The 23,511-nt window shown below is 62.8% G+C and carries 22 protein-coding genes and 1 tRNA gene; 15 read left to right on the forward strand and 8 right to left on the reverse strand.

Annotated features, from left to right (window positions below):
* Positions 1–20: 20 nt before the first annotated feature.
* Positions 21–1,667, reverse strand: a complete 1,647-nt coding sequence (locus XB14_RS30995; RefSeq protein ID WP_077968175.1) for a DUF262 domain-containing protein — start codon at positions 1,665–1,667, stop codon at positions 21–23.
* Positions 1,668–1,893: 226 nt separating this feature from the next.
* Between XB14_RS30995 and XB14_RS31000 the strand changes: the two genes are divergently transcribed.
* Positions 1,894–2,343: a hypothetical protein gene (locus XB14_RS31000; RefSeq protein WP_143348626.1), complete on the forward strand. Its 450-nt coding sequence runs from the start codon at positions 1,894–1,896 to the stop codon at positions 2,341–2,343.
* A gap of 352 nt (positions 2,344–2,695) precedes the next feature.
* Here XB14_RS31000 and XB14_RS31005 read toward each other — a convergent pair.
* Positions 2,696–2,785 (reverse strand) — tRNA-Ser (locus XB14_RS31005).
* Positions 2,786–3,080: 295 nt separating this feature from the next.
* Here XB14_RS31005 and rplU point away from each other — a divergent pair.
* The 4 genes from rplU (at position 3,081) to XB14_RS31025 (ending at position 5,099) form a co-directional block, all read left to right on the forward strand.
* Entirely contained in the window at positions 3,081–3,455 is a 375-nt protein-coding gene (rplU, locus tag XB14_RS31010; protein ID WP_077968179.1) for a 50S ribosomal protein L21, read from the forward strand.
* 33 nt (positions 3,456–3,488) lie between these two features.
* Complete coding sequence (gene rpmA, locus XB14_RS31015; protein WP_077968181.1) at positions 3,489–3,758, forward strand: 50S ribosomal protein L27; 270 nt, start codon at positions 3,489–3,491, stop codon at positions 3,756–3,758.
* Positions 3,759–3,885: 127 nt separating this feature from the next.
* The gene (locus XB14_RS31020; protein WP_034802649.1) at positions 3,886–4,518 is read left to right on the forward strand and encodes a GNAT family N-acetyltransferase; all 633 of its coding nucleotides are present in this window, start codon (positions 3,886–3,888) and stop codon (positions 4,516–4,518) included.
* Entirely contained in the window at positions 4,515–5,099 is a 585-nt protein-coding gene (locus tag XB14_RS31025; RefSeq protein WP_077968183.1) for a GNAT family N-acetyltransferase, read from the forward strand. Before XB14_RS31020 ends, XB14_RS31025 begins: the two co-directional genes overlap by 4 nt.
* Before the next feature lie 37 nt (positions 5,100–5,136).
* Here XB14_RS31025 and XB14_RS31030 read toward each other — a convergent pair whose 3' ends face one another.
* Positions 5,137–5,997 carry an endonuclease/exonuclease/phosphatase family protein gene (locus tag XB14_RS31030; protein WP_077968185.1) on the reverse strand — a complete coding sequence of 287 codons (861 nt, stop codon included), beginning with the start codon at positions 5,995–5,997 and terminating at the stop codon, positions 5,137–5,139.
* A 146-nt stretch (positions 5,998–6,143) separates the two neighbouring features.
* On the opposite strand from XB14_RS31030, the gene obgE reads away from it, so the two are divergent.
* From obgE to XB14_RS31080, 10 genes are all read left to right on the forward strand, one after another.
* Entirely contained in the window at positions 6,144–7,166 is a 1,023-nt protein-coding gene (gene obgE, locus XB14_RS31035) for a GTPase ObgE (RefSeq protein WP_077968187.1), read from the forward strand.
* Between the two features lies 1 nt (position 7,167).
* Positions 7,168–8,337 (forward strand): glutamate 5-kinase, encoded by a 1,170-nt coding sequence (gene proB / locus XB14_RS31040; RefSeq protein ID WP_077968189.1) that lies wholly within the window; start codon positions 7,168–7,170, stop codon positions 8,335–8,337.
* Entirely contained in the window at positions 8,330–9,613 is a 1,284-nt protein-coding gene (locus tag XB14_RS31045; protein ID WP_077968191.1) for a glutamate-5-semialdehyde dehydrogenase, read from the forward strand. The genes proB and XB14_RS31045 overlap by 8 nt, the downstream gene beginning before the upstream one ends.
* Positions 9,614–9,650: 37 nt before the next feature.
* Positions 9,651–10,238, forward strand: coding sequence for a nicotinate-nucleotide adenylyltransferase (locus XB14_RS31050; RefSeq protein ID WP_077968684.1), 588 nt, complete (start codon positions 9,651–9,653; stop codon positions 10,236–10,238).
* A gap of 102 nt (positions 10,239–10,340) precedes the next feature.
* Positions 10,341–10,772 carry a ribosome silencing factor gene (gene rsfS / locus XB14_RS31055; RefSeq protein ID WP_077968685.1) on the forward strand — a complete coding sequence of 144 codons (432 nt, stop codon included), beginning with the start codon at positions 10,341–10,343 and terminating at the stop codon, positions 10,770–10,772.
* A gap of 263 nt (positions 10,773–11,035) precedes the next feature.
* Entirely contained in the window at positions 11,036–11,518 is a 483-nt protein-coding gene (gene rlmH, locus XB14_RS31060; protein WP_077968198.1) for a 23S rRNA (pseudouridine(1915)-N(3))-methyltransferase RlmH, read from the forward strand.
* A 159-nt stretch (positions 11,519–11,677) separates the two neighbouring features.
* The gene (locus XB14_RS31065; RefSeq protein WP_143348627.1) at positions 11,678–13,081 is read left to right on the forward strand and encodes a murein hydrolase activator EnvC family protein; all 1,404 of its coding nucleotides are present in this window, start codon (positions 11,678–11,680) and stop codon (positions 13,079–13,081) included.
* A complete protein-coding gene (locus tag XB14_RS31070) occupies positions 13,071–14,393 on the forward strand; it encodes a S41 family peptidase (RefSeq protein ID WP_077968202.1) in 1,323 nt (440 codons plus the stop codon). Before XB14_RS31065 ends, XB14_RS31070 begins: the two co-directional genes overlap by 11 nt.
* A gap of 301 nt (positions 14,394–14,694) precedes the next feature.
* Positions 14,695–15,909: a divergent polysaccharide deacetylase family protein gene (locus XB14_RS31075; RefSeq protein WP_077968208.1), complete on the forward strand. Its 1,215-nt coding sequence runs from the start codon at positions 14,695–14,697 to the stop codon at positions 15,907–15,909.
* Between the two features lie 52 nt (positions 15,910–15,961).
* Positions 15,962–16,483 (forward strand): RNA pyrophosphohydrolase, encoded by a 522-nt coding sequence (locus XB14_RS31080; RefSeq protein WP_077968210.1) that lies wholly within the window; start codon positions 15,962–15,964, stop codon positions 16,481–16,483.
* Between the two features lie 76 nt (positions 16,484–16,559).
* On the opposite strand, the gene bfr is transcribed toward XB14_RS31080, so the two are convergent.
* From bfr to XB14_RS33430, 5 genes are all read right to left on the reverse strand, one after another.
* Positions 16,560–17,051 carry a bacterioferritin gene (gene bfr, locus XB14_RS31085; protein ID WP_034802698.1) on the reverse strand — a complete coding sequence of 164 codons (492 nt, stop codon included), beginning with the start codon at positions 17,049–17,051 and terminating at the stop codon, positions 16,560–16,562.
* Positions 17,017–17,328 carry a (2Fe-2S)-binding protein gene (locus XB14_RS31090; RefSeq protein WP_034803108.1) on the reverse strand — a complete coding sequence of 104 codons (312 nt, stop codon included), beginning with the start codon at positions 17,326–17,328 and terminating at the stop codon, positions 17,017–17,019. The genes bfr and XB14_RS31090 overlap by 35 nt, the downstream gene beginning before the upstream one ends.
* A 360-nt stretch (positions 17,329–17,688) precedes the next feature.
* Complete coding sequence (locus XB14_RS31095; protein WP_077968213.1) at positions 17,689–21,057, reverse strand: error-prone DNA polymerase; 3,369 nt, start codon at positions 21,055–21,057, stop codon at positions 17,689–17,691.
* Positions 21,054–22,637 carry a DNA polymerase Y family protein gene (locus XB14_RS31100; protein WP_234804212.1) on the reverse strand — a complete coding sequence of 528 codons (1,584 nt, stop codon included), beginning with the start codon at positions 22,635–22,637 and terminating at the stop codon, positions 21,054–21,056. The genes XB14_RS31095 and XB14_RS31100 overlap by 4 nt, the downstream gene beginning before the upstream one ends.
* Positions 22,522–23,475 (reverse strand): ImuA family protein, encoded by a 954-nt coding sequence (locus XB14_RS33430; protein WP_077968214.1) that lies wholly within the window; start codon positions 23,473–23,475, stop codon positions 22,522–22,524. Before XB14_RS33430 ends, XB14_RS31100 begins: the two co-directional genes overlap by 116 nt.
* Positions 23,476–23,511 lie beyond the last annotated feature (36 nt).

Genomic DNA, 23,511 nt, shown 5'->3' on the forward strand with positions numbered 1-23,511 from the left:
TCTAGTGCTGCGATAGCGAGTCACGAACCCTCCCATGCAGCAAGCGACCAGATCCGCTGAGCGCGTTCAAGCAGCTCGTTCTGCCGGGACGAAAGAATGTCCTTCGTCCAATGCTCGGCATCCAGGATCGGTTTAGTCGTGTCGAATGAAACCCGGTTGTTCCTTTCGGCGTAAACTTTCTTCTTGCGGTCAAAGGGGAAGTACTGCGCCTTGTAGTTCTTGATTCCGGCGAGCAGCGCGAGATTGCCTAGGCGGTGCAGCCAAAGGCGGTGTTCGTCGTCGCTGAAGCGCTCACGCCAGTACGCGTCCTTGAGCGCCTGGGGCAGAACATGCTCAATGGTGATCTGGCCGCTGAAATCCTTGGTGACGGACTCGTCTTGGTCGGCTTCTTCTAGGCGAAGCAAAACGGCATGTGCGAAGGGCTTGCCGTAAACTTCACCATTGAGCAACACCTTGAACTCTTCGTCATTGGCTTTCGCACGGAAAATGGCGCGGATATCATCGGCGCCTTTTCCGGCACGAACCGCAGTGATCAGCTGAAAATATGCAGTAAGGCGCGCGGTGAAAGCCAGGCGACGGATCCAGTTCTGATATGTGATGCGTTCTAGCAGGTCGACGAATTCGCTTTCCTTCATGCCTTCGACCGGCGCATTCAAGAACGCAAGGAGCGGTGGGATCCACTCCTCGAAGGCGGCGCGACGCAGCGAACGCACTGCTCTTCGAGCCGCAGTTGTCTCGAAATCATTGCGTAGAATGCGCAGGTAGTTACTGGCGGACGTGTTCAGCTGTTCAAGGAAGGAAAACGGCGTTGCCGCGGTCTCGATGAGCGGCTCGAACTCCTCATGAAGCGCCTTCCGAGCCTTGATTGCAACGATGGAGCTGCGATGGTGAGCAAGGAACTGATCGAGACGCTCGATCCCGATCTGCTCCTCGAGCTCAAGCCAGGCTTCGTCCAGCTCACTGCTCCGCGCGGCGTCCCCTCCCAGCCGGGCGAACAACATATTTTTGATTAGGTCGGCATTTGAAAGAGCCATCCCGCGTGCATTCAGTACGTTGAACAGCCGGTAGGCCGACTGCCAGGACGCCGTTGTCACGAAGACGACGTAAACGCGACTGAGAAGGAAGTTGGCGAATAATTTCAGCGTTTTCTGGTCGTGCCGAGCAATGAAGGCGTCGATTGATTCGAGGTTCTCGGTTATCCGTTGCTTAGGCGCGTCCTGCTCCTTGACTATTTCCTTACGAACGGCGTCAGGCACCGGCTGACCGGCAAGGACATACTTTCGGAAAAAACTCTGATCACGCTGCCGAAGCGTCAAACGAGGTGTCTCCTCCTCTCCCGTCAAAGCGTTTCGCGGCAGAACGCGCCTTCCGAGCTCCGACTTCGCCGGTTCGTCCACTGCATCACGTAACCGCGAGAAAATCAGATTCAGGGTTGTGAGGCGCTGCTGACCATCAACAACGTCGTACAGCTGCCCCTTAACGCGCTCTATGGTGATCAGCGAGCCGATAAAATACTCCTCATCTTTGGCCTCGTATGCTTCCCATACGTCGTCAAGGAGTTGCTCAACGTTTCCCTTCTCCCAGGAATAGGGCCGCTGATAGGCGGGAATCTCGTAGCAAATTTGCTCAGTCAAAATCTGGCTAATCGTGCGTTCCGCTGCTTCCATAATGACTCTCTATAATCGGGTGCGCCTGACGATGCAGACCCCTTATTCACAGCCTAAAAAACTGATGGTTGTAGCCCTAAAAAAGAACTAGCAGACATCGGGCCGTACGCAAGCCTCTGAGCACCGTCAAACGACTTTAAACGGAACATCTTCGCCGGCAGTCCGGTACGCATTTGTCTGCCGAAAAGTGTATTGGACCCTGATTGCCAGTCTTGACGAGGTGACAATGCCGCTGTTTACGAAACTTGAACACGAGTTGCTGCAGGCGCTGCTGGTTGCCGACGTTGATTTTGTTGTTGTAGGTGGCGGTGCCGTTGTCGCTCACGGACATCAGCGTGAGCGCGGAGATATCGACATCCTTGTGCGCCAAACTGATGAAAACCTCCGTCGACTCCGAGAGGTACAGCTCGATTGGATCGGCTTCAAGGACCACCAGATTGCCGAACTCAAGCAGCTGGGCGCCAAGATCCAGGACAAGCGTCGCGGCTTCGACCTTCTGACTGACTTTCACGGAATGGACTTGGAGGAGATTTTTGCAACAAAAGTCACTGTTGAGGTAGACGGGAGGCCTCTGCCATTCATGTCGAGGGGGCTGGTCATTGCGTCCAAGAAGGCAGCCGTGGAAAGCGGAAAACACGAACAGAAAGACTTAGACGATATCAAAGCGCTTTCTTGAGAAAGCGAGCGGAACTGGAGGCTACAGCCGTGCGACGAAGTAAGGGAACCAACCTCCACCCCATACCCGGCAAGCTTCACCTAATCTTTTGGATGGCCGCAGCGATACAGTTGAGACGAGTATTGGATAGCTGCCTGAAGGCGCCACCCGCCGGCCCCATTCCCTACAGCACGCCAACATCGCTACGGTGAACCCGATTAGTCACACAACCCTCAAGGAGGCTGCTGAACATATTTCCCCAATTCAACACAGGCCTGAGTAATCAAAGCATCACATGAATGTGGGGTAAAATGGGGGCTGTCCGCACGAATGAGCGAAAACGTTAGCGAATTCAAACGGTAATACGGGCAATTGGCGGAGAGGGTGGGATTCGAACCCACGGTACGGTTGCCCGTACGCCGCATTTCGAGTGCGGTGCTTTCGACCACTCAGCCACCTCTCCGCTTTGCTGGTCGGCGCTTGTTGAGCGCGGTCGGGTTCATAGCGGCAGATTCGGGTGCTGGCAAGGGCCTGTTTGAAGAATATGTAACGGCGCTGTTGCTTTCACCTTGACACGCCTGTGCAAATCCTTGTAATCCGCGCAATGAAGTGGTGTGGCCTGGCTTCACCGCATCGGGTGTGATTTGCGCCCTTTCACCGGTGGATATCCGAAAAGGAGATCCACTCAACTGTCGACTGACAAAAAGACAGCCTTGTCCTTTGGGCAGAGAGCTGGATCGAACATGAAAGGATAAAAAATGTTCGCAGTCATCAAGACCGGCGGTAAGCAGTACCGCGTGGCCGCCAACGACGTCCTCACCATCGAAAAGCTGGAAGGCGTTGCAGGCGACAAGATCGAATTCACCGAGATCCTGATGGTCGGCGTCGGCGCCGATGCAACCATCGGTGCTCCGTTTGTCGAAGGCGCCGTTGTCAGCGCTGAAGTTGTGGACCAGGGTCGCGCCAAGAAGGTCATCGCCTTCAAGAAGCGTCGCCGCCAGAACTCCAAGCGCTCGCGCGGTCACCGCCAGCACCAGACGACTGTCCGTATTCTGGACATCGCTGCTGCCGGTGGCAAGGCAAAGAAGGCTTCGAAGAAGTCTGAAGCTGCCGCTGAAGCCGCTGCAAACTGAGTTCAGGGATCTAAGGTTTAAAGGAGAACACCAATGGCACACAAAAAAGCTGGCGGTTCGTCGCGTAACGGTCGCGATTCTCAGTCCAAGCGCCTTGGCGTGAAGAAGTTCGGCGGCGAAAACGTCGTTGCGGGCAACATCATCGTGCGCCAGCGCGGCACGAAGTGGCATCCGGGCGCCAATGTCGGCCTCGGCAAGGACCACACGATTTTTGCGCTTACGGCTGGCAACGTTGACTACCGTACGAAGGCCAATGGCCGCGTGTACGTGTCTGTAATGCCGAAAGCCGAAGCAGCGGAATAAGCCGGTAGCGCTCTAAAACAGCCGGCGTCTCATCGACCCGGCTGACGCACCTGATGGTTCCAAGCCAGACTTCAAAGGGGAGATGGGGCAATACCCAATCTCCCCTTTTTCGTTTCTGGAGGAAACCATGCAAACCGAGTTGTTGAGGGAAGACCAATCCCGGTCTCCCGAGCAGAGGCTGAGGCCCCAACGGTCAAGGACCGATTGCCCGATATTGTTGTCACCCCGGCTCGTTCTGCGCGCCCCCCACGAAGACGATATCGACGCCCTTGCCCATCTTGCCAACAATGCCAATGTCGCGACCATGGTCTCGCGCATGCCGCACCCGTATACGACGGCTGACGCCGCCGACTTCGTGCGACGCGCGAAAGCCGGCACGATTGGCAAGTGCGTCTACGCGATTACCAAGGCGGACAATGGCGCATTTCTCGGTTGCTGCGGTATCGAGCCGCATCCCGACGGCAAGACGGCAGAGCTTGGCTACTGGCTGGGCGAACCCTACTGGAACCAGGGCTATGCCACCGAGGCCGCCCAGGTCCTGACCGACATGGCGTTCCGCACCCGCGACATCGACCAGATCGATGCGCGCTGCCGGGTCATGAACCTCGCTTCCCGCCGCGTCATCCAGAAGTGCGGCTTCCAGTTCCAGGGAAGCGGCATGGTCGGCAGCCTGGCGCTCGGCGGCTCGATCGCCGTCGAATGGTACCGGCTCGACCGAAAGACCTGGGTCTCCTTGAGAAGCTGGGGAGGCATGCGATGAACGCGCTCGCTTCCGAACGCCAGCGGACCGTCGCCCGCCCCGGCCCCGGGCCTTGCCCGGTCATCGAGACCCGGCGCCTCGTCCTGCGCCCGCACCGACGCGCCGACGCCGAGGCGATCGCCCAGTCGCTTGGTGATTTCCAGGTCGCCCGCATGCTTGCCCGCGTGCCGGCGCCCTACGATCAGCAGGACGCGCTCGACTGGCTGATGGCACAGACATCGGGACTGACGCCCGACTGGACCTTTGCCGTCACCACTGGCGACGACGTGCATATCGGTTGCGTCGGCATCGAACTCCGGCACGGCCAATGGCATTTGGGCTACTGGCTGAACCGGTTCTACTGGGGCAAGGGCTTTGCCTCCGAAGCGGCTTATGCGGCGGTCGAACGCTTCTTCCGCCGCATGCCCGAAACGACCCTGCATTCCGGCGTCTTTGCCGACAATCCGGGGTCGTTGAAGGTGCAGGAGAAGATCGGCTTCCAGATCACTGGCTGCACCCAGGTCTATGCGCTCGCCCGCAACGCCATGGTCGCCCATATCGAAACGCGGCTGACCGCCGCCGATCTGCGCCGACCGCACTGAAAGACAACCCCGCGAAGCTCGGCTTCGCGGGGTTTTTTCATGCGAGCGTGAAGCCGACGGGCAGGTGATCGGAGCCCTTGGCCTCATAGTCGGTCCAGGCGTCCGTCAGGCGCGACGCGAGGCCGGCACTCAGGAAACAATAGTCGAGATGCATGCGTCTTTCGGGGTTTTCGGGATGAATCCAGCTATAGCTTTCAGGCGTCAGCCGGCCGAGATGGGCAAGCGCGTCGACCGGGTTCTCAAGCCGCAGCGAGCGGCCGTAGAAGGCATCGCGCGAACCCACCATGGCGTTATATTCCGGGGTCTCCGGCTCCATGTTGAAATCGCCCATGACGACGAAATCTTCGGGATGCGGCGGCTCGGCAAGGCCGAAGTCGGCCGCCCCGGTGATCGCGCCGCCTTCGAGCGGATAACCGAGAAGCCGGTCCTTCAGGTAGCGGATCTGGGCGATGCGCTCGGCGGGAAGCACGTGGTCGAGATGCACGGAATAGACACGGAGCGGACCGCCGGGCGTTGCAATCAGCGCTTCGGTCGCGCCGCGCTGCAGGTTCATCGGGCTGATCGTGCGGGTGCGCGGCAAGGGGATCAGCCGCGTCGCAAGGATCGGCCAGCGCGACAGGATCATGTTGCCGAACTGGAAGCGGCGGCTGACGGCCCGGCCGTCCTCGATCGCCGAGCCGATGTCGATGTCGCAGGGCGCGTGGAAAGCAGAGAAATGACCCGGAAACAATTTCTCGAAGCGGGTGGCGAGATCGACATGACCGTTGCGATGAAAGCCGCGCGTCACTTCCTGCAACGCAATGATGTCGGCATCCCCGATCGAGGCGGCGATGCGCTCGGGATCGAAGCGGCCGTCGAGACCGATGCCGTATTGGATGTTGTAGCTGACGAACCGCACGATATTCTTTGACCTCCGAATAAACCGCCTATATCGATGGCGGCAAAATAAAGCGGGATGAGGAAAAGTGTATGCGGTTTTCCGCCCGCATCCCGCTCTCACCGTGAACTAAGACCGCGCACGTACACACAACAGATGGCAGCCCAATGAAATTTCTCGACGAAACGAAAGTCTATATCCGCTCCGGCGACGGTGGCGCAGGCGCCGTCTCGTTCCGGCGCGAGAAGTTCATCGAGTTCGGCGGACCGGACGGCGGCGATGGCGGCCGCGGCGGCGACGTCTGGGTGGAGGCGGTCAACGGCCTCAACACCCTGATCGACTTTCGCTACCAGCAGCATTTCAAGGCCAAGACCGGCCAGCACGGCATGGGCCGCAACCGCACCGGCGCCGGCGGCGGCGACGTGACGCTGAAGGTACCGGTCGGCACCCAGATCTTCGAGGAAGACAACGAGACGCTGATCGTCGACATGGTCGCGGAAGGCCAGCGCTACCGGCTAGCTGCCGGCGGCAATGGCGGCTTCGGCAACGCGCACTTCAGATCCTCGACCAACCAGGCGCCGAACTGGGCCAACCCCGGCCTCGAAGGCGACGAGAAGACACTCTGGCTGCGGCTGAAGCTGATCGCCGATGCCGGTCTCGTCGGTCTGCCGAATGCCGGCAAGTCGACCTTCCTCGCCGCCTGCACCCGCGCGCGCCCGAAGATCGCCAACTATCCCTTCACGACCCTGCACCCCAATCTCGGCGTCGCCACCGTCGACGGCAACGAATTCATCATCGCCGACATCCCGGGCCTGATCGAAGGCGCGCATGAAGGTGTGGGCATCGGCGACCGCTTCCTTGGCCATGTCGAGCGCACGCGCGTGCTGCTGCACCTGGTTTCGGCGCAGGAAGAGGATGTGGCCAAGGCTTACAAAACGGTCAGGTACGAGCTTGATGCCTATGGCGGCGGGCTGGAAGACAAGCCGCAGATCGTGGCGCTGTCGCAGATCGACGTGCTCGACGAGGACGAATTGAAAGTGAAAGCCAAGGCGCTGGCAAAGGCCTGCGGCGAACAGCCCCTGCTGCTCTCCGCTGCCGTCGGCAAGGGCATGACCGAAGCGCTCAGGGCGCTGCGCAGCGTCATCGTCGCCGCCAAGGCGGGCGAAGGCTTCGGCGAGGAGAACGCCTAATATGACCAAGACCCGCAAGCCGCTTCAAAAGTATCGCCGGGTCGTCATCAAGATCGGGTCGGCATTGCTGGTCGACCGCGCCACCGGGCTGAAGAAGGCCTGGCTCGACGCCATGTGCGCCGACATCGCCGGCCTCAAGGCCAAGGGCGTCGAAGTGCTGGTCGTCTCCTCGGGCGCGATCGCGCTCGGCCGTACCGTGCTCAATCTGCCCGCAGGCGCGTTGAAGCTGGAAGAAAGCCAGGCGGCCGCCGCCGTCGGCCAGATCGCGCTGGCGCGCGCCTGGTCCGAGAGCCTGTCCACCGATGCCATCGTCGCCGGTCAGGTGCTCTTGACCTTGGGGGATACGGAAGAGCGCCGCCGCTATCTCAATGCCCGCGCCACCATCAACCAGTTGCTGAAGCTCGGCGCGGTGCCGATCATCAACGAGAACGACACGGTCGCGACCACCGAAATCCGCTATGGCGACAACGATCGCCTCGCCGCCCGCGTCGCCACCATGGTCGGCGCCGACCTGCTGGTATTGCTCTCCGATATCGACGGGCTCTACACCGCTCCGCCGCACCTCGACCCGAATGCACGTTTCCTCGAAACGATCGCCGAGATCACGCCTGAGATAGAAGCCATGGCCGGTGGTGCTGCATCCGAGCTTTCGCGCGGCGGCATGCGCACGAAGATCGATGCCGGCAAGATCGCGACGACCGCCGGCTGCGCCATGATCATCGCGTCGGGCAAGCCCGACCATCCGCTGGCGGCGATCGAGGACGGCGCTCGCTCGTCCTGGTTCGCGCCGTCGGGTTCCCCAGTAACGGCGCGCAAGACCTGGATTGCCGGGCAGTTGCTGCCGGCCGGAACGCTCCGCGTCGATGCCGGCGCCGAGGAGGCGCTGCGCTCCGGCAAGAGTTTGCTGCCGGCAGGTGTGCGCGACGTCACCGGCAGCTTCAGCCGCGGCGACACGATCGCCATTCTCGGCACATCGGGCCGCGAGATCGCCCGTGGACTTGCCGGCTACGATGCCGACGAAGCCCGCCAGATCGCCGGCAAGAAGTCGGCCGAGATCGCCGCGATCCTCGGCTATGCCGGCCGCGCCGCCATGGTGCATCGCGACGATATGGTGATGACCGGAAAACGTGCTGAGGTAGAGGGCAGCCGGAAGGATGAGGTCCATGCTTGACGAGGTGAAGAACAAGGACGACGTCGAGAGCGTCATGCTGGAAATCGGCCGCCGGGCCAAGGCCGCCAGCCGACCGCTTGCAGTCGCCAGCGCCGAACGCAAGCACGCCGCCCTGATCGCCATGGCCGACACGATCGTCGCCCGCACGAACGATATCCTCGCCGCCAACGCGATCGACCTTGAAAACGCCCGCGAAAGCGGCGTCGCCGCATCCTTCATCGACCGCCTGACACTGACCGAAGGCCGCATCCATGACATGGCAAACGGCATCCGCGCGATCGCCGAGTTCAAGGATCCGGTCGGCGATATCATTGCCGAATGGGATCGGCCGAACGGCCTGCATATCGAGCGCGTGCGCACGCCGCTCGGCGTTATCGGCGTCATCTATGAAAGCCGGCCGAACGTGACGGCGGACGCCGGTGCCTTGTGCCTGAAAGCCGGCAATGCCGTCATCCTGCGCGGCGGCTCCGATAGCTTCCATTCTTCGGGCGCGATCCATGCCTGCCTCGTCGAGGGGCTGAAGGCCGCAGGTCTGCCGGAACATGCGATCCAGATGGTGCCGGTCGCCGATCGCGCCGCCGTCGGCGCCATGCTTTCGGGTCTCGCAGGCACGATCGACGTCATCGTTCCGCGCGGCGGCAAGAGCCTGGTCGCCCGCGTCCAGAACGAGGCGCGCGTTCCGGTCTTTGCCCATCTCGAAGGCCTCTGCCACATCTACGTCGACGCCTCGGCCGATCTCGCCATGGCGGAAAAGATCGTCGTCAACGCCAAGATGCGCCGCACCGGCATCTGCGGCGCTGCCGAAACGCTGCTGATCGACCGCAACGACGCCGACCGGCTCGTCAAGCCGCTACTGAAAGCCCTGCTGGCAGCCGGCTGCGAAGTGCGCGTGTCGGACGAACTCACGGGCGCGGTTGACGGCTTGAAGACGGCCACCGATGAGGACTGGGCGACGGAGTATCTCGACGCGATCATTTCGGTGAAGCTGGTCGACGGCATTTCCGGCGCCATCGAGCACATCGCCACCTGGTCGTCGGCCCACACGGAAGCCGTCATCGCCGAGGATCCGGCTGTGGTCGAGCGCTTCTTCTCGGAGATCGATTCCGCGATCCTCTTGCACAATGCTTCCACGCAGTTCGCCGATGGCGGCGAGTTCGGCATGGGCGGCGAGATCGGTATCGCGACGGGCAAGATGCATGCCCGCGGCCCGGTCGGGGTCGAGCAACTGACATCCTTCAAGTATCGGGTGCGCGGTGCTGGACAGGTCAGGCCCTGAGGTGATCGCGGGCAAGGTGAACGCCCGCTACCTGCGCATGCCGCATGTCGAGGCCGGCATGGTGGTGGGCCTCTTCGGCGGATCCTTCAATCCGCCGCATGAGGGCCATGTGCTGGTGGCCGATACCGCGATCCAGCGGCTCGGGCTCGACCAGCTCTGGTGGATGGTCACGCCCGGCAACCCGCTGAAGGATCACAACAACCTGGCCCCGCTCGCCGAGCGCATCGCCATGAGCGAGGAGATTGCGCGGAACCCGCGCATCAAGGTGACGGCCTTCGAAAAAGCCCTCGGCCAAAGCTTTACCGCCCGTACGCTGGAAATCGTCCAGGCACGAAACCGCGACATCCGTTTCGTCTGGATCATGGGCTCCGACAATCTGAAGAGCTTCCATCGCTGGCAGAGCTGGCAGAAGATCGCCCGCACCTTCCCGATTGCGGTGATCGATCGGCCGGGCTCGACGCTCGCCTATCTCTCCTCGCGCATGGCGAAAACCTTCGACTATGCCCGCATCGACGAGGACGACGCGCGGCGCCTCGCCTTCCACCAGGCTCCCGCCTGGACCTTCATCCATGGCCCGCGCTCATCGATGAGCTCGACGGCGCTCCGGGCCGCCGGCGGAGTATGATTTCCTGGGAATCAGTTCTGCTGTCTTGAAACCGCTACGGTTTGATGCCTACATTCATGGACGGTTCGATCTTTGTTCGAATCGAAAGTGCCTGTTCTGTTCATGTGGAAAGGAAAGACCCTGACAACAGCACACGCCAAGGGATATGCGGTCTCCGCATTCCCGCGCAGCACGGGATCGAGCGACGAAGCCGCTGTCCGTGCGCTTCAACTGGTCCTCGAGAGCCTAGAGGACTCGAAGGCAGAAGATATCGTCAGCATCAACATTGCCGGAAAATCGGCGCTGGGAGACTTCATGGTCGTTGTCTCCGGGCGATCGACACGGCATGTGATGGCCATTGCCGATCACCTGACGACCGACCTGAAAGACGGGGGCTTTGGCAATGCCCGTGTCGAAGGTCTGGAAGGCGGTGACTGGGTGCTGATCGACACCGGTGATGTGATCGTTCACATCTTCCGGCCGGAAATCCGGGAGTTCTACAACATCGAGAAGATGTGGGCGGCTCCCGAGATCGAGGACGGCACCTTGCATTGAGACCGACCGGGTCGCCGCGCAGCCGAATGCCGGACGAGCCGAGTTGCGGTCATGCATGAATGTGAAGGGCTGGCGCCGCCTTGGGCGGCGTTGTCAGCCGGATATTTGTTGCGACTGATCGTAACCTTCAGGCCCGTCAAACGGACAAGGCGCGCACCGACGCTGCAAGGCTCCATGGACGCGGCATAAGATTCTCCTTGAATCGATCCGATTTCAGGACTTAAGCAGTGCGCGTTGCAGCGCAAGCGAGGACGGACAAGGTCATGCGTATCGGACTTTTCGCAGTCGGCCGCCTGAAGGCGGGGCCGGAAAAGGATCTTGCGGCCCGTTATCTCGATCGCTTCTCCAAGGCCGGTCCGGCGATCGGTCTCGAGCTTTCCCGCGTCGCCGAAGTCAACGAAAGCCGCGCCTCGAATGCCGAGACGCGCAAGCGCGAGGAAGCCGTGCAGCTTGAAAAGGCGCTTGCCGAGGGCAGCCTGCTCGTGCTCCTGGACGAGCGTGGCAAGGCGCTCGACTCCGAAGGCTTTGCCTCGCTTCTCGGCAGCTTCCGCGACAGCGGCAAACGCGATCTGATGATCGCGATCGGTGGCGCCGACGGCCTAGATCCGAGCCTTCACGCCCGCGCCGATGCGGTGCTCAACCTTGGAAAGATGACCTGGCCGCACCAGCTGGTGCGCATCCTGATCGCCGAACAGCTCTACCGGGCAGTGACCATTCTCTCCGGCCACCCCTATCACCGCGTCTGACGCGACAGGATTTTTTTCGGAAGTGCCCCACCCGGTACACGCGGCGATAACGAGAATATGCTTGGTCGTGCGCGCCAAATCAGATTAGGTTTTTTCCTCATATTTTCGGATGGACGCACGCAACGGATGACGCCCCGAGGCAGGACCAGCGTTTTCGGCATGGGAAGGGACGACGCGGGGCGGCTTGCCCGTAAAGCGGCGGCGTTTGCGCTTGCACTTGCGCTTGGCCTGCCCGCTGCTGCGCAGGAAACTGCAGCTCCCGGCGCGACCGAAACCACCACCGGTCAGGAGCAGGGCCCGCCCGACCCGGCCGCCGACCTGACGCTGCGCCGCAACAGCACGCGCAGCGAACTGGATGCGCTCTCCAGAACGATCACGCTGTCGCAGGAGCGCGCCAATGCGCTGACCGAGACGATTGCCGAGATCGACAAGACCAACGAGACGCTGCGCGCCGCGATCGTCGAATCCGCGAAAAAGCGCCAGGATCTCGAGCAGCAGATCGTCGACGGCGAGAAGAAGCTCGGCGACCTCAGGACCAAGGAAGACACGGTCCGCCGGTCGCTGCGGTCACGCCGGGGCGTGCTTGCCGAGGTGCTGGCCGCCCTGCAGCGAATGGGGCGCAATCCACCGCCGGCGATCCTGGTCACGCCCGAGGATGCGCTTGGCTCCGTGCGCAGCGCCATCCTGCTTGGCGCCGTCGTGCCCGGCCTGCGCAAGGAAACCGAAAATCTCGTCGCCGACCTCAAGGCATTGGCCGATATCCGTGCCGGCATCGACCGCCAACGCGAGGACCTGACCGCGGCGATGACGGCCAATGTCGAGGAAGAGCGCCGCATGTCGATGCTGGTTGCCGAGAAGGAGAAGCTGCGCCAGGCGAGCGCCGGCGAACTTGCGGCAGAGCAGCGCAAGGCGCAAGAGCTTGCTTCACAGGCGACCAACCTCCAGGGTCTGATCGGCTCGCTGGAGGATCAGATCGCCTCCGTGCGCGACGCCGCCGAGGCTGCGCGCGCCCAGGAGGAGGAGCGACGGCGCATGAGCGAGGCCGAGCGCGAGGCGGCGCGGGAACTCGCCCGCAATGCGGCGCCCGACAAAAACCGCATTGCGCCCGCATATGTGTTTTCGGAGCTGAGGAACAAGCTTGCCTATCCGGCCGCCGGATCGCTGTTGCGTAAATTCGGCGATGCAGACGGCACGGGGCATTCCCTGCAAGGGATCATGTTGGAAACCAATCCCGGCGCGCTGGTGACTGCGCCGTCAGATGGCTGGATCGTCTATGCAGGCAATTTCCGCAGTTATGGGCAGATGATCATTCTCAACCCGGGCGATGGCTACCACGTCGTGCTTTCGGGGATGGAGAAGGTGAGCGTGCAGACTGGCCAGTTCGTCGTGGCGGGTGAGCCACTGGCGACGATGGGGGCAAAAAGAGTGGCGAGCGCTGCGGCCTTGGCGCTGGAAACGGACCGGCCGACGCTTTACATTGAATTCCGAAAAGACGGAAAACCGGTTGATTCCCGACCATGGTGGACCGCAGCAGAGGTTGGAAAGGCGCGAAATGATACGTAGGGCTTCACTTGTTCTGGTCGGGGCGCTGATGGGCGCGACCGCGATGGGCGTGGTTTATTCGGCTGTCGTTCCGGCCGTCGCTGCCAACACCTCGACCTATCGCGAACTGGCAATCTTCGGCGACGTGTTCGAACGCGTGCGGGCGCAATACGTAACGCCGCCGCAGGACGACAAGCTGATCGAGAACGCCATCAACGGCATGCTCTCCTCGCTCGACCCGCATTCGAGCTACATGAACTCGGCCGACGCGGAGGACATGCGCACTCAGACCCGTGGTGAGTTCGGCGGCCTCGGCATCGAAGTCACGATGGAAGACGATCTCGTCAAGGTGACGAGCCCGATCGACGACACGCCGGCTGCGCGCGCCGGTGTGCTTGCCGGCGACTTCATTTCCAAGATCGACGGCGCGGACGTTCGCGGCCTCAAGCTTGAAGACGCGGTCGAAAAGATGCGCGGCGCCGTCGGCACCCCGATCAAGCTGACGATCCTGCGCAAGGGCGCGGACAAGCCGATCGAGCTGACGATCGTTCGCGACGTCATCGCCGTTCGCGCCGTCAAGTTCCGCACCGAAGGTGACGTCGGCTACCTGCGCGTCATATCCTTCACTGAAAAGACCTATGACGACCTGAAGAAGGGCATCGAGAAGATCAAGGCGGAAGTGCCGGCCGACAAGCTCAAGGGCTACGTGCTCGACCTGCGCCTCAACCCGGGCGGTCTGCTCGACCAGGCGATCAACGTCTCCGACGCCTTCCTGGAGCGCGGCGAGGTCGTTTCGACCCGCGGCCGCAACCCGGACGAGACCCGCCGCTTCAACGCCACCCCGGGCGACCTGACCGATGGCAAGCCTGTCATCGTGCTCGTCAACGGCGGCTCGGCCTCCGCTTCGGAAATCGTCGCAGGCGCCCTGCAGGACCTGAAGCGCGCGACCGTGCTCGGCACGCGCTCCTTCGGCAAGGGTTCGGTCCAGACGATCATCCCGCTCGGCGAGGCCGGCGCGCTGCGCCTGACGACGGCGCTCTACTACACGCCGTCGGGCAAATCGATCCAGGGCACGGGTATTTCGCCGGACATCAAGGTCGAACAGCCGCTGCCGCCGGAACTGCTCGGCAAGGTCGAGGCTCAGGGCGAGTCCGATCTGCGTGGGCACATCCAGGGCCAGAGCGAGACCGACGAAGGTTCGGGCTCGGTCGCCTATGTGCCGCCGGAGACCAAGGACGACCTGCAGCTGAACTATGCACTCGACCTGCTGCGCGGCAAGAAGACCGATCCGACCTTCCCGGCGAGCCCCGAACAGGCACAGCTCAAGAAGTAAGCCTGGCAGACACGAAACGAAGCGCCGCAGGTCAGCCGAACCTGCGGCGCTTCGCGTTTGGCCCCATGGCTGTTCTGGCAGATGCACTGGTCAAGCCTTCGCCACTAAATTATAGGGTTGGAAGGCGCTGGCCATTGCCTGATTCTCCGGGCGCGGCCGGGCTCGCGAGGGGATAGGAAGCGGCGCGGAAAGCGTCCACTCACCACCCCGATTGGAAATGATGCAAGCCAGGAGTGATGCCGGTTCGGTTCATCCTGGATTTGCTTGGCGGCAACATCCCACAGCTCGACCGAGGCTCCGTTTGGGAACTGATCTCAATGCTCCGCTCGGCCAGAACCGGCGGGCCAAGCCAGCGTCGAAAGGCAATTCCCGGCGGTTGCTGGGGTTTTCTTTTGCCGCCCTTTGCATCGCTGCGGTGATTGGCCTTTCCGCCTGGAGCATTCTTTCGCCGGACGGATTGCGGCGGGATCCGGCATCGCCGGTCGCAACGGCCGACAAGGCGAAGCGCCCGGACGACAAGGCACCCAACGCGGCAAGCGGCCAGACGGGCGTCGGCTCCGGGACTATGACGCCGGGAACGGCCTACTCTGGCGCCGATGTCGAGCGCACGCTCACCGACGACGGCTCCACCGTCACGACGTTCTCGCCGCGCAGCCGCGATGGCAAGGGTCCAGCGCTCATCAATGTCGGTCCGATCCGCGGCCAGGATCCGCGTATGGCAGCGATGCCCAATGACGACCTGCTGGAAGACAGTGCCGCCGGGCGGCTACCCATCACCGGCCCCGACGGGCTGCGGCCGATGGATCAGTACGCCCGCCCCTGGTCCGGTGCGCGCGGCACGCGCATAGCGCTTGTCGTCGGCGGGCTCGGCCTCAGCCAGACCGGAACGCAGAAAGCGATCCGCGACCTGCCGGGCGAGGTGACGCTCGGCTTTGCCACGGCCGGAAACAGTCTGCAGCGCTGGATGCAGGAGGCTCGCCGCAGCGGCCACGAGATCCTGTTGCAGCTGCCGATGGAGCCGTTCGACTATCCGGCCAACGACCCCGGTCCCAATGCGCTGCGCGTCGGCCTCGGCGAAAAGAAGAACCTGGCGGAGCTGCACCGCAACCTTGCGGAGATCACCAACTATACCGGCGTCATGAATTATCTTGGTGGCCGCTTCCTGTCCGATGCCGATGCGCTGGAGCCCGTCATGCGCGATCTCGGCAAGCGCGGCCTCCTGTTCCTCGACGACGGCACCTCGGCACAGTCCCTTTCCGGCAAGCTTGCCGGCGCCTTCGACGTGCCGCACGGTTTTGCCGACCTGACGCTCGACACGGAGCTCAGCCGCAACGCGATCCTGAAGAAGCTCGATGAACTCGAACGCATCGCGCGCCGTAACGGCGCCGCCATTGGCGTCGCTTCCGCCTTCGACGAGAGCGTCGGCGCGATCGCCACCTGGATCGGCGAGGCACAGGGGCGCGGCATCGAAATCGTCGGCGTTTCCGCGCTCGTCAAGGATCCGCAACAGAACTAGCTTAAAGCCGTCCCGGCGGGACGAATTGACGAGTGGAAAGAAGAGGCAGCCGATGAGCAAGGACAAGAAACTGAAGGCGGATGACCTTCCCTATCGCCCCTGTGTCGGGGTGATGGTGCTGAACCGCGCGGGCCTCGTCTGGGCCGGCCACCGCATCGCCGTCGGCAACTCCGAATATGACGGCTCGCCGCAGCAATGGCAGATGCCGCAGGGCGGCATCGACAAGAACGAAGACCCATTGAAGGCGGCCTATCGCGAGCTTTACGAGGAAACCGGCATGAGCACGGTCTCACTGCTTGCGGAAGCCCCCGGCTGGATCAACTACGATCTGCCCGAACATCTGATCGGCATCGGCCTCAAGGGCAAGTATCGCGGCCAGACGCAGCGCTGGTATGCCTTCCGCTTCGAGGGCGAGGAAGACGAGATCGCCATCAACCCGCCGCCCGGCGGACATGAGCCAGAGTTCGATGCCTGGGAATGGAAGCCGATGCGCGACCTGCCCGAGCTGATCGTGCCGTTCAAGCGCAAGGTCTACGAGGAAGTGGTCGCGGCTTTCACGCATCTGGCACCGTGAACCGGACTGCCACGCTCCAGAAACGACAAAGGCCGGCGATATTGCCGGCCTTTGTCTTTGCAAGCTTTCGCCAAGCTCAGTCGGCTTCGGCCTCGTTGGCCGGTGCGGCATTGAGCTGGCCGTATTTCTCTTCGCCGATCTTGTCGAGCAGCTCGAGCTGGGTTTCGAGGAAGTCGATGTGGCCTTCCTCATCCGCGAGCAGTTCTTCGAAGAGCTTCATGGAGACATAGTCTCCGGCGGCGTGACAGATATCGCGGGATTTCTTGTAGGCCGTGCGGGCGTCGTATTCGCCGGCGAGATCGGCCTTCAGCACTTCCTTGACGTTCTGGCCGATGCGCAGCGGCGCAACCGTCTGCAGGTTGGGGTGACCTTCAAGGAAGATGATGCGGGCAACAAGCTTGTCCGCGTGCTGCATTTCCTCGATGGATTCGGCGCGCTCCTTCTTGGCGAGAAGCGTGTAACCCCAGTCTTCGAGGAGGCGGTAGTGCAGCCAGTACTGGTTGACGGCACCGAGTTCGAGATAGAGCGCTTCGTTAAGCTGCTCGATGACTTTTTTGTCGCCTTTCAAGATCCGCCCTCCGGTTGTCGTCGTGGAATTGTCTGAGGCGGGTCATGAAATCAAATATCTCTGCGTCCGTCGAGTCGCGGTGCGCGTGATATTGCTCGGTGGTGCGGATGATGATGTCGACGACATTGGGGAAACAGCCGCAGCAACGGCCGCGTTTTTCCATCGCGTGGTAGACTTTCGCCGGCACGATCAGCTGCCAACAGTCCTCGTCGAGGAGACCAATGATCGTGTCCTCGATCTCTTTTTCCGTGATGAAATTGCAGCTGCAAACCAGCATGTCGTCTCGCCTGTCGTACGCAACGCCCTGTATTAGCGCATAAAGCAAAACAGGATATTTAGTGTCAACAAAAAACTCCGTGAGCATAGGTTGCAGGCCGATTAGAACGACTCTAAACTTGACAAAAAACTTCGTCTTTTCATAATTTTAGAGAATGCTTGGCGACTTCTTCTGCAAACCCTGAATGGGTGATGTCGCACGCATCCTGCGACATTTTTACACACCAACGAAGGCGGCGCGGGAGGCCCCGCCCGTGAACCGGGGCCAGGGCTCCATGGAATTCTCCGGCGCACTTGGCGGCTCCTTTCACCAAACCGCCCTCACACCACTGAGAGGCCGTCACGCCGAAGCCGGGGACGGTCAATGGAAATTGCGCCCCTTCGGCATCACGTCGGCCACCTCGGCATTCGCCCGGTCCGGATTGCCGGGATTGCTGCCGGAACGGCGGGCCGGCGGCAGGAGCAGGTCGCCTTGCGCCCGCTTCTGTCGCGCGTCGCCGGTCGGCCTCAGTGCCTCGTCGGCGCGCTCGCTTGCGCCGAACCGCCGCGCTTCCTTGCGCAACAGCCCGAGCATCGGCGTGATGTCCTCGATGTGCTCGGCGACCACATGGATGACACTGCTTTCGCGCTGCAGCCGGCCGCGGATCTTGACCAGCCGCGCGCCCATGACCACTGGGCGATAGGCGGCAAACACCTTCGGCCAGACGATCGCATTGGCAACGCCGGTCTCGTCCTCGATGGTCATGAAGATGACGCCCTTGGCCGAGCCCGGACGCTGGCGGACGAGCACCAGCCCGGCGACGGTCACCCGTCGCCCGACCGGGGCGGTCGCAAGCATGCGGCTCTGTACGATCCCCTGTGCGGAAAGAGTGTCTCTGAGGAAGGAAACCGGATGCGCCTTCAGCGAGAAGGAGAGATAACGGTAGTCGTTGATCACCTGTTCTCCCGGCAGCATCTCCGGCAGGACCATCGCGGGCTCCGGCCGCAACTCCTCTCGCGCCGCGCCTTCGAAAAGCGGCAACCGTTCGGCAGCACTCTTTTCATCCAGCGCCTTCACCGCCCAGAGCGCCTTGCGCCTGTCGAGCCCGATCGAACGGAAGGCGTCCGCATCGGCAAGCCTTTCGAGGGCTGACCGGGAGAGGCCCGAGCGCAGCCAGAGATCGCGCACCGTTGCGTAACCGGCGCCGCGATTGGCAACGAGCTTCTTCTCGATCTCCTCTTGCTTCAGCCCCTTGATCGAGTTGAAGCCGAGCCGCATCGCCTTCGTCGTCCTGATCACGTCCTCCATCTCGCGATGGCGCGGCTCGATGGCCCTCTTGTCGAGCCCTCCTTCTTCAAGGTCCGCATCCCAGACCGAATGGTTGATGTCGACGGGCCGAACCCGAACCCCATGCTCGCGCGCATCACGCACCAGTTGCCCCGGCGCGTAAAAGCCCATCGGCTGCGAGTTCAACAACGCGGCGCAGAAGACGTCGGGATAATAGGTCTTGAGCCAGGAGGAGACATAGACGAGCAGCGCGAAGGACGCCGCATGGCTTTCGGGAAAACCATATTCGCCGAAGCCCTCGATCTGCTTGAAGCAGCGCTCGGCAAAATCGCGCGGATATTTGTTCCTGACCATGCCCTCGATCATCTTCTCGTGGAAGGTATGGATGGTGCCGGTCCGCTTGAAGGTCGCCATGGCTCGCCGCAACTGGTCAGCCTCACCAGGCGAGAAGCCTGCGGCAGTAATCGCGATCTGCATCGCCTGCTCCTGGAACAGGGGCACGCCCAGCGTTCGCTTCAGCACGGCCTCCAGTTCAGGACTTGGATATTCGATGGGGATTTTTTTATCCCGCTGCTCCCGCCGCTTCAAATAAGGATGCACCATGTTGCCCTGGATCGGCCCGGGCCGGACGATCGCCACCTCGATGACGAGATCATAGAAGATACGCGGTTTCAGCCGCGGCAGCATGCTCATCTGCGCCCGGCTCTCGATCTGGAAGACGCCGATCGTATCGGCACGGCAGATCATGTCGTAGACGTCCTTCTGGTCATCCTTGAAGAGCTGATGCAGCGTTTTCTGCTCGTTGTAATGCTGGTCGAGAAGCTTGAAGGCACGGGCGATGCAGGTGAGCATGCCGAGCGCCAGCACGTCGATCTTCAGGATCTTCAGCGTGTCGAGGTCGTCCTTGTCCCACTCGATCATGTAGCGGTCGGGCATCGCCGTGTTCATGATCGGCACCACCTCGTCGAGCCGGTCGCGGGTCATCACGAAGCCGCCGACATGCTGCGAGAGATGGCGCGGGAAGCTCATCAGCTCGGTGGCATAGTCGAGCACCTTCACCGTCGTCGGGTCCTTCGTATCGAGCCCGGCAGCCTGTGCCTCGCGCTCCGAGAGATCGGCGACCGACCAGCCCCAGACCGAACCGGCGAGCGCCGATTGCACGTCTTCTGAGAACCCGAAAGCCTTGGCGGTCTCGCGGCCGGCCGAGCGCGCCCGGTAGCTGATGACGGCGGCCGTCAGCCCCGCATGCTCCTTGCCATAGGTGCGGTAGATGTGCTGGATCACGTCTTCCCGCTTCTCATGCTCGAAATCGACGTCGATATCCGGCGGCTCGTCGCGCTCGGTCGAGAGGAAGCGATCGAAGAGCAGCGTGGTCTTAAGTGGATTTACCTCGGTGATGCCCAGGCAATAGCAGACGGTGGAATTGGCCGCCGACCCGCGGCCCTGGCACAGGATGTCGGCGCCGCGCGCGAACTGCATGATGTTGCGCACCGTCAGGAAGTAAGGTTCGTAGCGTTTCTCTGCGATCAGGCCGAGTTCGTATTCGATCTGCTTGGAAACTTGTTCGGAAATTCCCTCGGGATAACGCTCGCGCGCACCCTCCATGGTCAGTCGTCGTAGGGTCTGCGTTGGCGTTTCGCCCGGAACGCTTTCGTCCGGATACTGATATTCGAGATCCGACAGCGAGAACTTCAGACGCCCGAAGAAATGCCCGGTATTGGCGATCGCTTCCGGATAATCGCGGAAGATGCGCACCATTTCGGCGGGCGTCTTCAGATGCCGCTCGGCATTGGCATGCAGCCGATAGCCTGCGGTCGCGATCGTCACATGCTCACGGATGGCGGTGACGACATCGGCGAGCGGTCGTCGATCGGCGGCATGGAACAGGGGGCTGTTGGTGGCGACGAGCCTGATCGCCGCATGGCGGGCGATGGTCGCAAGCCCGGCAAAGGCAAGCTGGTCGAAGCCATCATAACGCGGCACCAGCGCCAGATAGAGCCGATCGGCGAAATGCGGTTTCAGCCGCTTGAGGAAGTCAGCAAGCAGAGTTGCCTCCGGCGCGCCGATGACGGGGCCTGGCAGCACGGCGAGAAGCAGATCCTCGCCCCATTCGATGAGATCGGTCTCGTAGAGCGTGCAGGTGCCCTTCTTGGCCCGCAGGTTTCCGGCACTCAGCATCCGGCAGAGATTGCCCCAGCCGCGGCGGTTCAAGGGATAGGCAAGCACATCGGGCAGGTCTTCGGCGAAGGAGAGCCGCGCGCCGGGCTGGAAGGCTGACTTCTCCACCTTGGCCTGCGCATGGGCGCGCACCACACCGGCGACCGTGTTGCGATCGGCGATGCCGAGACCGCCGATGCCGAGGCGGCTCGACGCAACCACCATCTCGCCCGGATGGGAAGCGCCTTCGAGGAAGGAGAAATTCGACCAGGCGCCGATCTCGAAATAGGAGACAGCGTCGCTCATGCGAAGACTCCATGCATGAACCAGCGTGGCGGAGCGCTCGCGCCATAATGGCCCTCACGAAACAGCCAGAACCGCCGGCCGCTATCGTCCTCCACCCGGAAATAATCGCGCTCCAGCGCCGGCTCGCCGTCGAGCCACCATTCGCCGGCGATCCGCTCCGGCCCTTCGGCCCGCGCGATACGGTGCAACGTGCGCCGCCAGCGAAAGCTTCTCGGTGGCCCCTCGGGCACCTCGGCGACCGCCTCCACCGGTTCCGGGCTCGGAAAGAGCCGCTGCGGCCGGGCGGCGGCAGCAAGCAGGGGCGCCGGGATGTTTTCCGCCCGCTCCTCAGCCTTGCCGATTAGCGCCAGATCTGTAAGCGGCCGGAAGGTCGCTGCCCGCTCGGGAACATGGCTTTCCGAGAGCGCCGGCACCATCAGGCTCTCCGCGCCGAACCGCGCCATGACCCGGTCGGCAAAGGCCGCAAGCGGCCGCTCGCGATCCGGCGTGCCGGAAAAATCCTCCTGCATCACCTCGTATTTTTCGCTCTTCGGCACCGAGAGCCTGAGGATTTCAAAGCCGAAGCCGGCATCAAGATCTTCGTGCACCGCCTGCAGGCGCTCACGGAAAAGACCGGCGACGCGCCGCGGATCGTTGAGCGGCGCCGATGTGCCGGCGGCAATGCGGAAGACCGCACCGTCGACACGGAAAAGCAGAAGTTCGAACAGGCGTCCGCCCTCGCCGCGCTTTTCCAGTTCCGGCTTCAGCCGCAGCGCCAGTTCTTCCGTCAGGCCCAAAACATCGTCTTCACCCTGGACCGGCTCGCCGAGACGGCGCTCTGCCGAAAGCGCGGCGACGGGCAGCCGCGGCGACAGCGGTTCGTCCTCGCGCCCGAGCGCCTGGTCGAGACGCAGAAGCAGGGTCGCGCCGAACCGGCGGGCAAGCGGCGCACGCGGCGCCTCGAGGAGGTCGCCGATCTGCTTGAGCCCGACCCGGCCAAGTGTTTCGATCGTCTCCCGCGGCAACCTGAGCGCCGCCATCGGCAGCGGCGCCAGCGCCCGCGCCGCCTCGTCCTCGGCGAGGATGTCGTCGGAACCGAAACGCGCCACCGCCCAGGAGAGCCCGGCGGACGAGGAGATCGCCGCCCGCGCCTCGACCCCCAGATGAAAGAGGCGGGCGAGCAGATCGTCGAGCAGCGCCTTTTCCCCGCCGAGAAGATGGGCGCAGCCGGTGATGTCGAGAAAGAGACCGCTGTCGCCGTCGAGCGCGACGAGTGGCGTATAGCGGCTGCACCAGTCCGCAAGCCCTGCAAGCAAAGCCCGGTCGGCGGCGGGATCAGCCGTCAGCACGTCGATCTCGGGACACATGGCCCGCGCCTCGGCGACACCCTGACCGATGTGAAACCCGCGCTTCTCGGCGTAACCGTCAAGCGCGACAAGACGCATCGCGCTCTTCACCTTGTCGGCGAAGACGACGGGCGGATGCTCAGGACGCCCGCGGGAAAGCCACGAGTTCCCCCAGCGCTTGCGGGCGACCCGATCGGCCGGAAGATGCGGAAAGGCGAGCGACAGAATGCGCTGGTTCTGGATCTGCCGCAGCAGCGGCTGGTAGGGGCTCGACGGGGTAAAGGCGGCGGTCATGGGGGTTCCACTCCAGCAGGAAACCGAGCGGCGCAGGAGCCCTGCTCTTCTCGGCAATGACGTTAAAGACGGGATGGCCGATGCTGCCGCGAAGCATCGATCCATCCGGTAGCGGACGCTCGCGCGCCGGCGCCGGCTCAACGAGGAAGCGGAAGAAGGCGCTGCTCGCCTCCTCGTGTCCGGACTGGCGCAAAAGCAGAAGGGGGACGTGGCCAGCGCGCGAGCGCACATGCAGGCGCCGGCTTTCGCTGAGCGCGAGAGCCGCAGGGTTGCCGCGAATTTCGAGGATGACGGCGCAGAAGCTCGGCACGGAAAGCGCGGCCTCGGCGATCCACAGCGCATCCTTCACCGTGCGCGGCAGGCTGAAGACGAGGCCGCGGACATCGAGCCCAAAGGCCTTGAGACCCAGCCCATAGGGCATGCCCGCCTCATTGGAAGCCATCGACTGGCTGATCCAGAGAACGGGAGCGGCCGGCTCACCCTTTTCCAGACGCGCCTTTTGGCAGAGCACGCTGAGTGCAGCGGCAAAGCCAGCGGCCGCACCGGCATCGCGCGTCTCGGCATTGCGGATTTCCGTCATGCCTTCGAGCGGCAGCCCGCCTTCGAGAAGATCGTCCAGATCCGGAACGCCGAGCGAAAGCGCCTTGCGGCCAGGCTCCTCTTCCTCGCGTTGACGGAAGCCGCCGGGATCGGCCGCCTTGGCGGCGCGCACGACGCCCGGAAGCCGACGGTTTTCGATCCTGGCGATCGTCTCTCGGAGCGAAAGCACCGTCTCCCGCTCCACGGCTCTGTCGGCCATGACGGTCAACTCCCATCAAATGTTCATGTTATGTTC

The organism is Ensifer adhaerens (assembly GCF_002007205.1).
GTDB classification, from domain to species: Bacteria; Pseudomonadota; Alphaproteobacteria; order Rhizobiales; family Rhizobiaceae; genus Ensifer; species Ensifer adhaerens_D.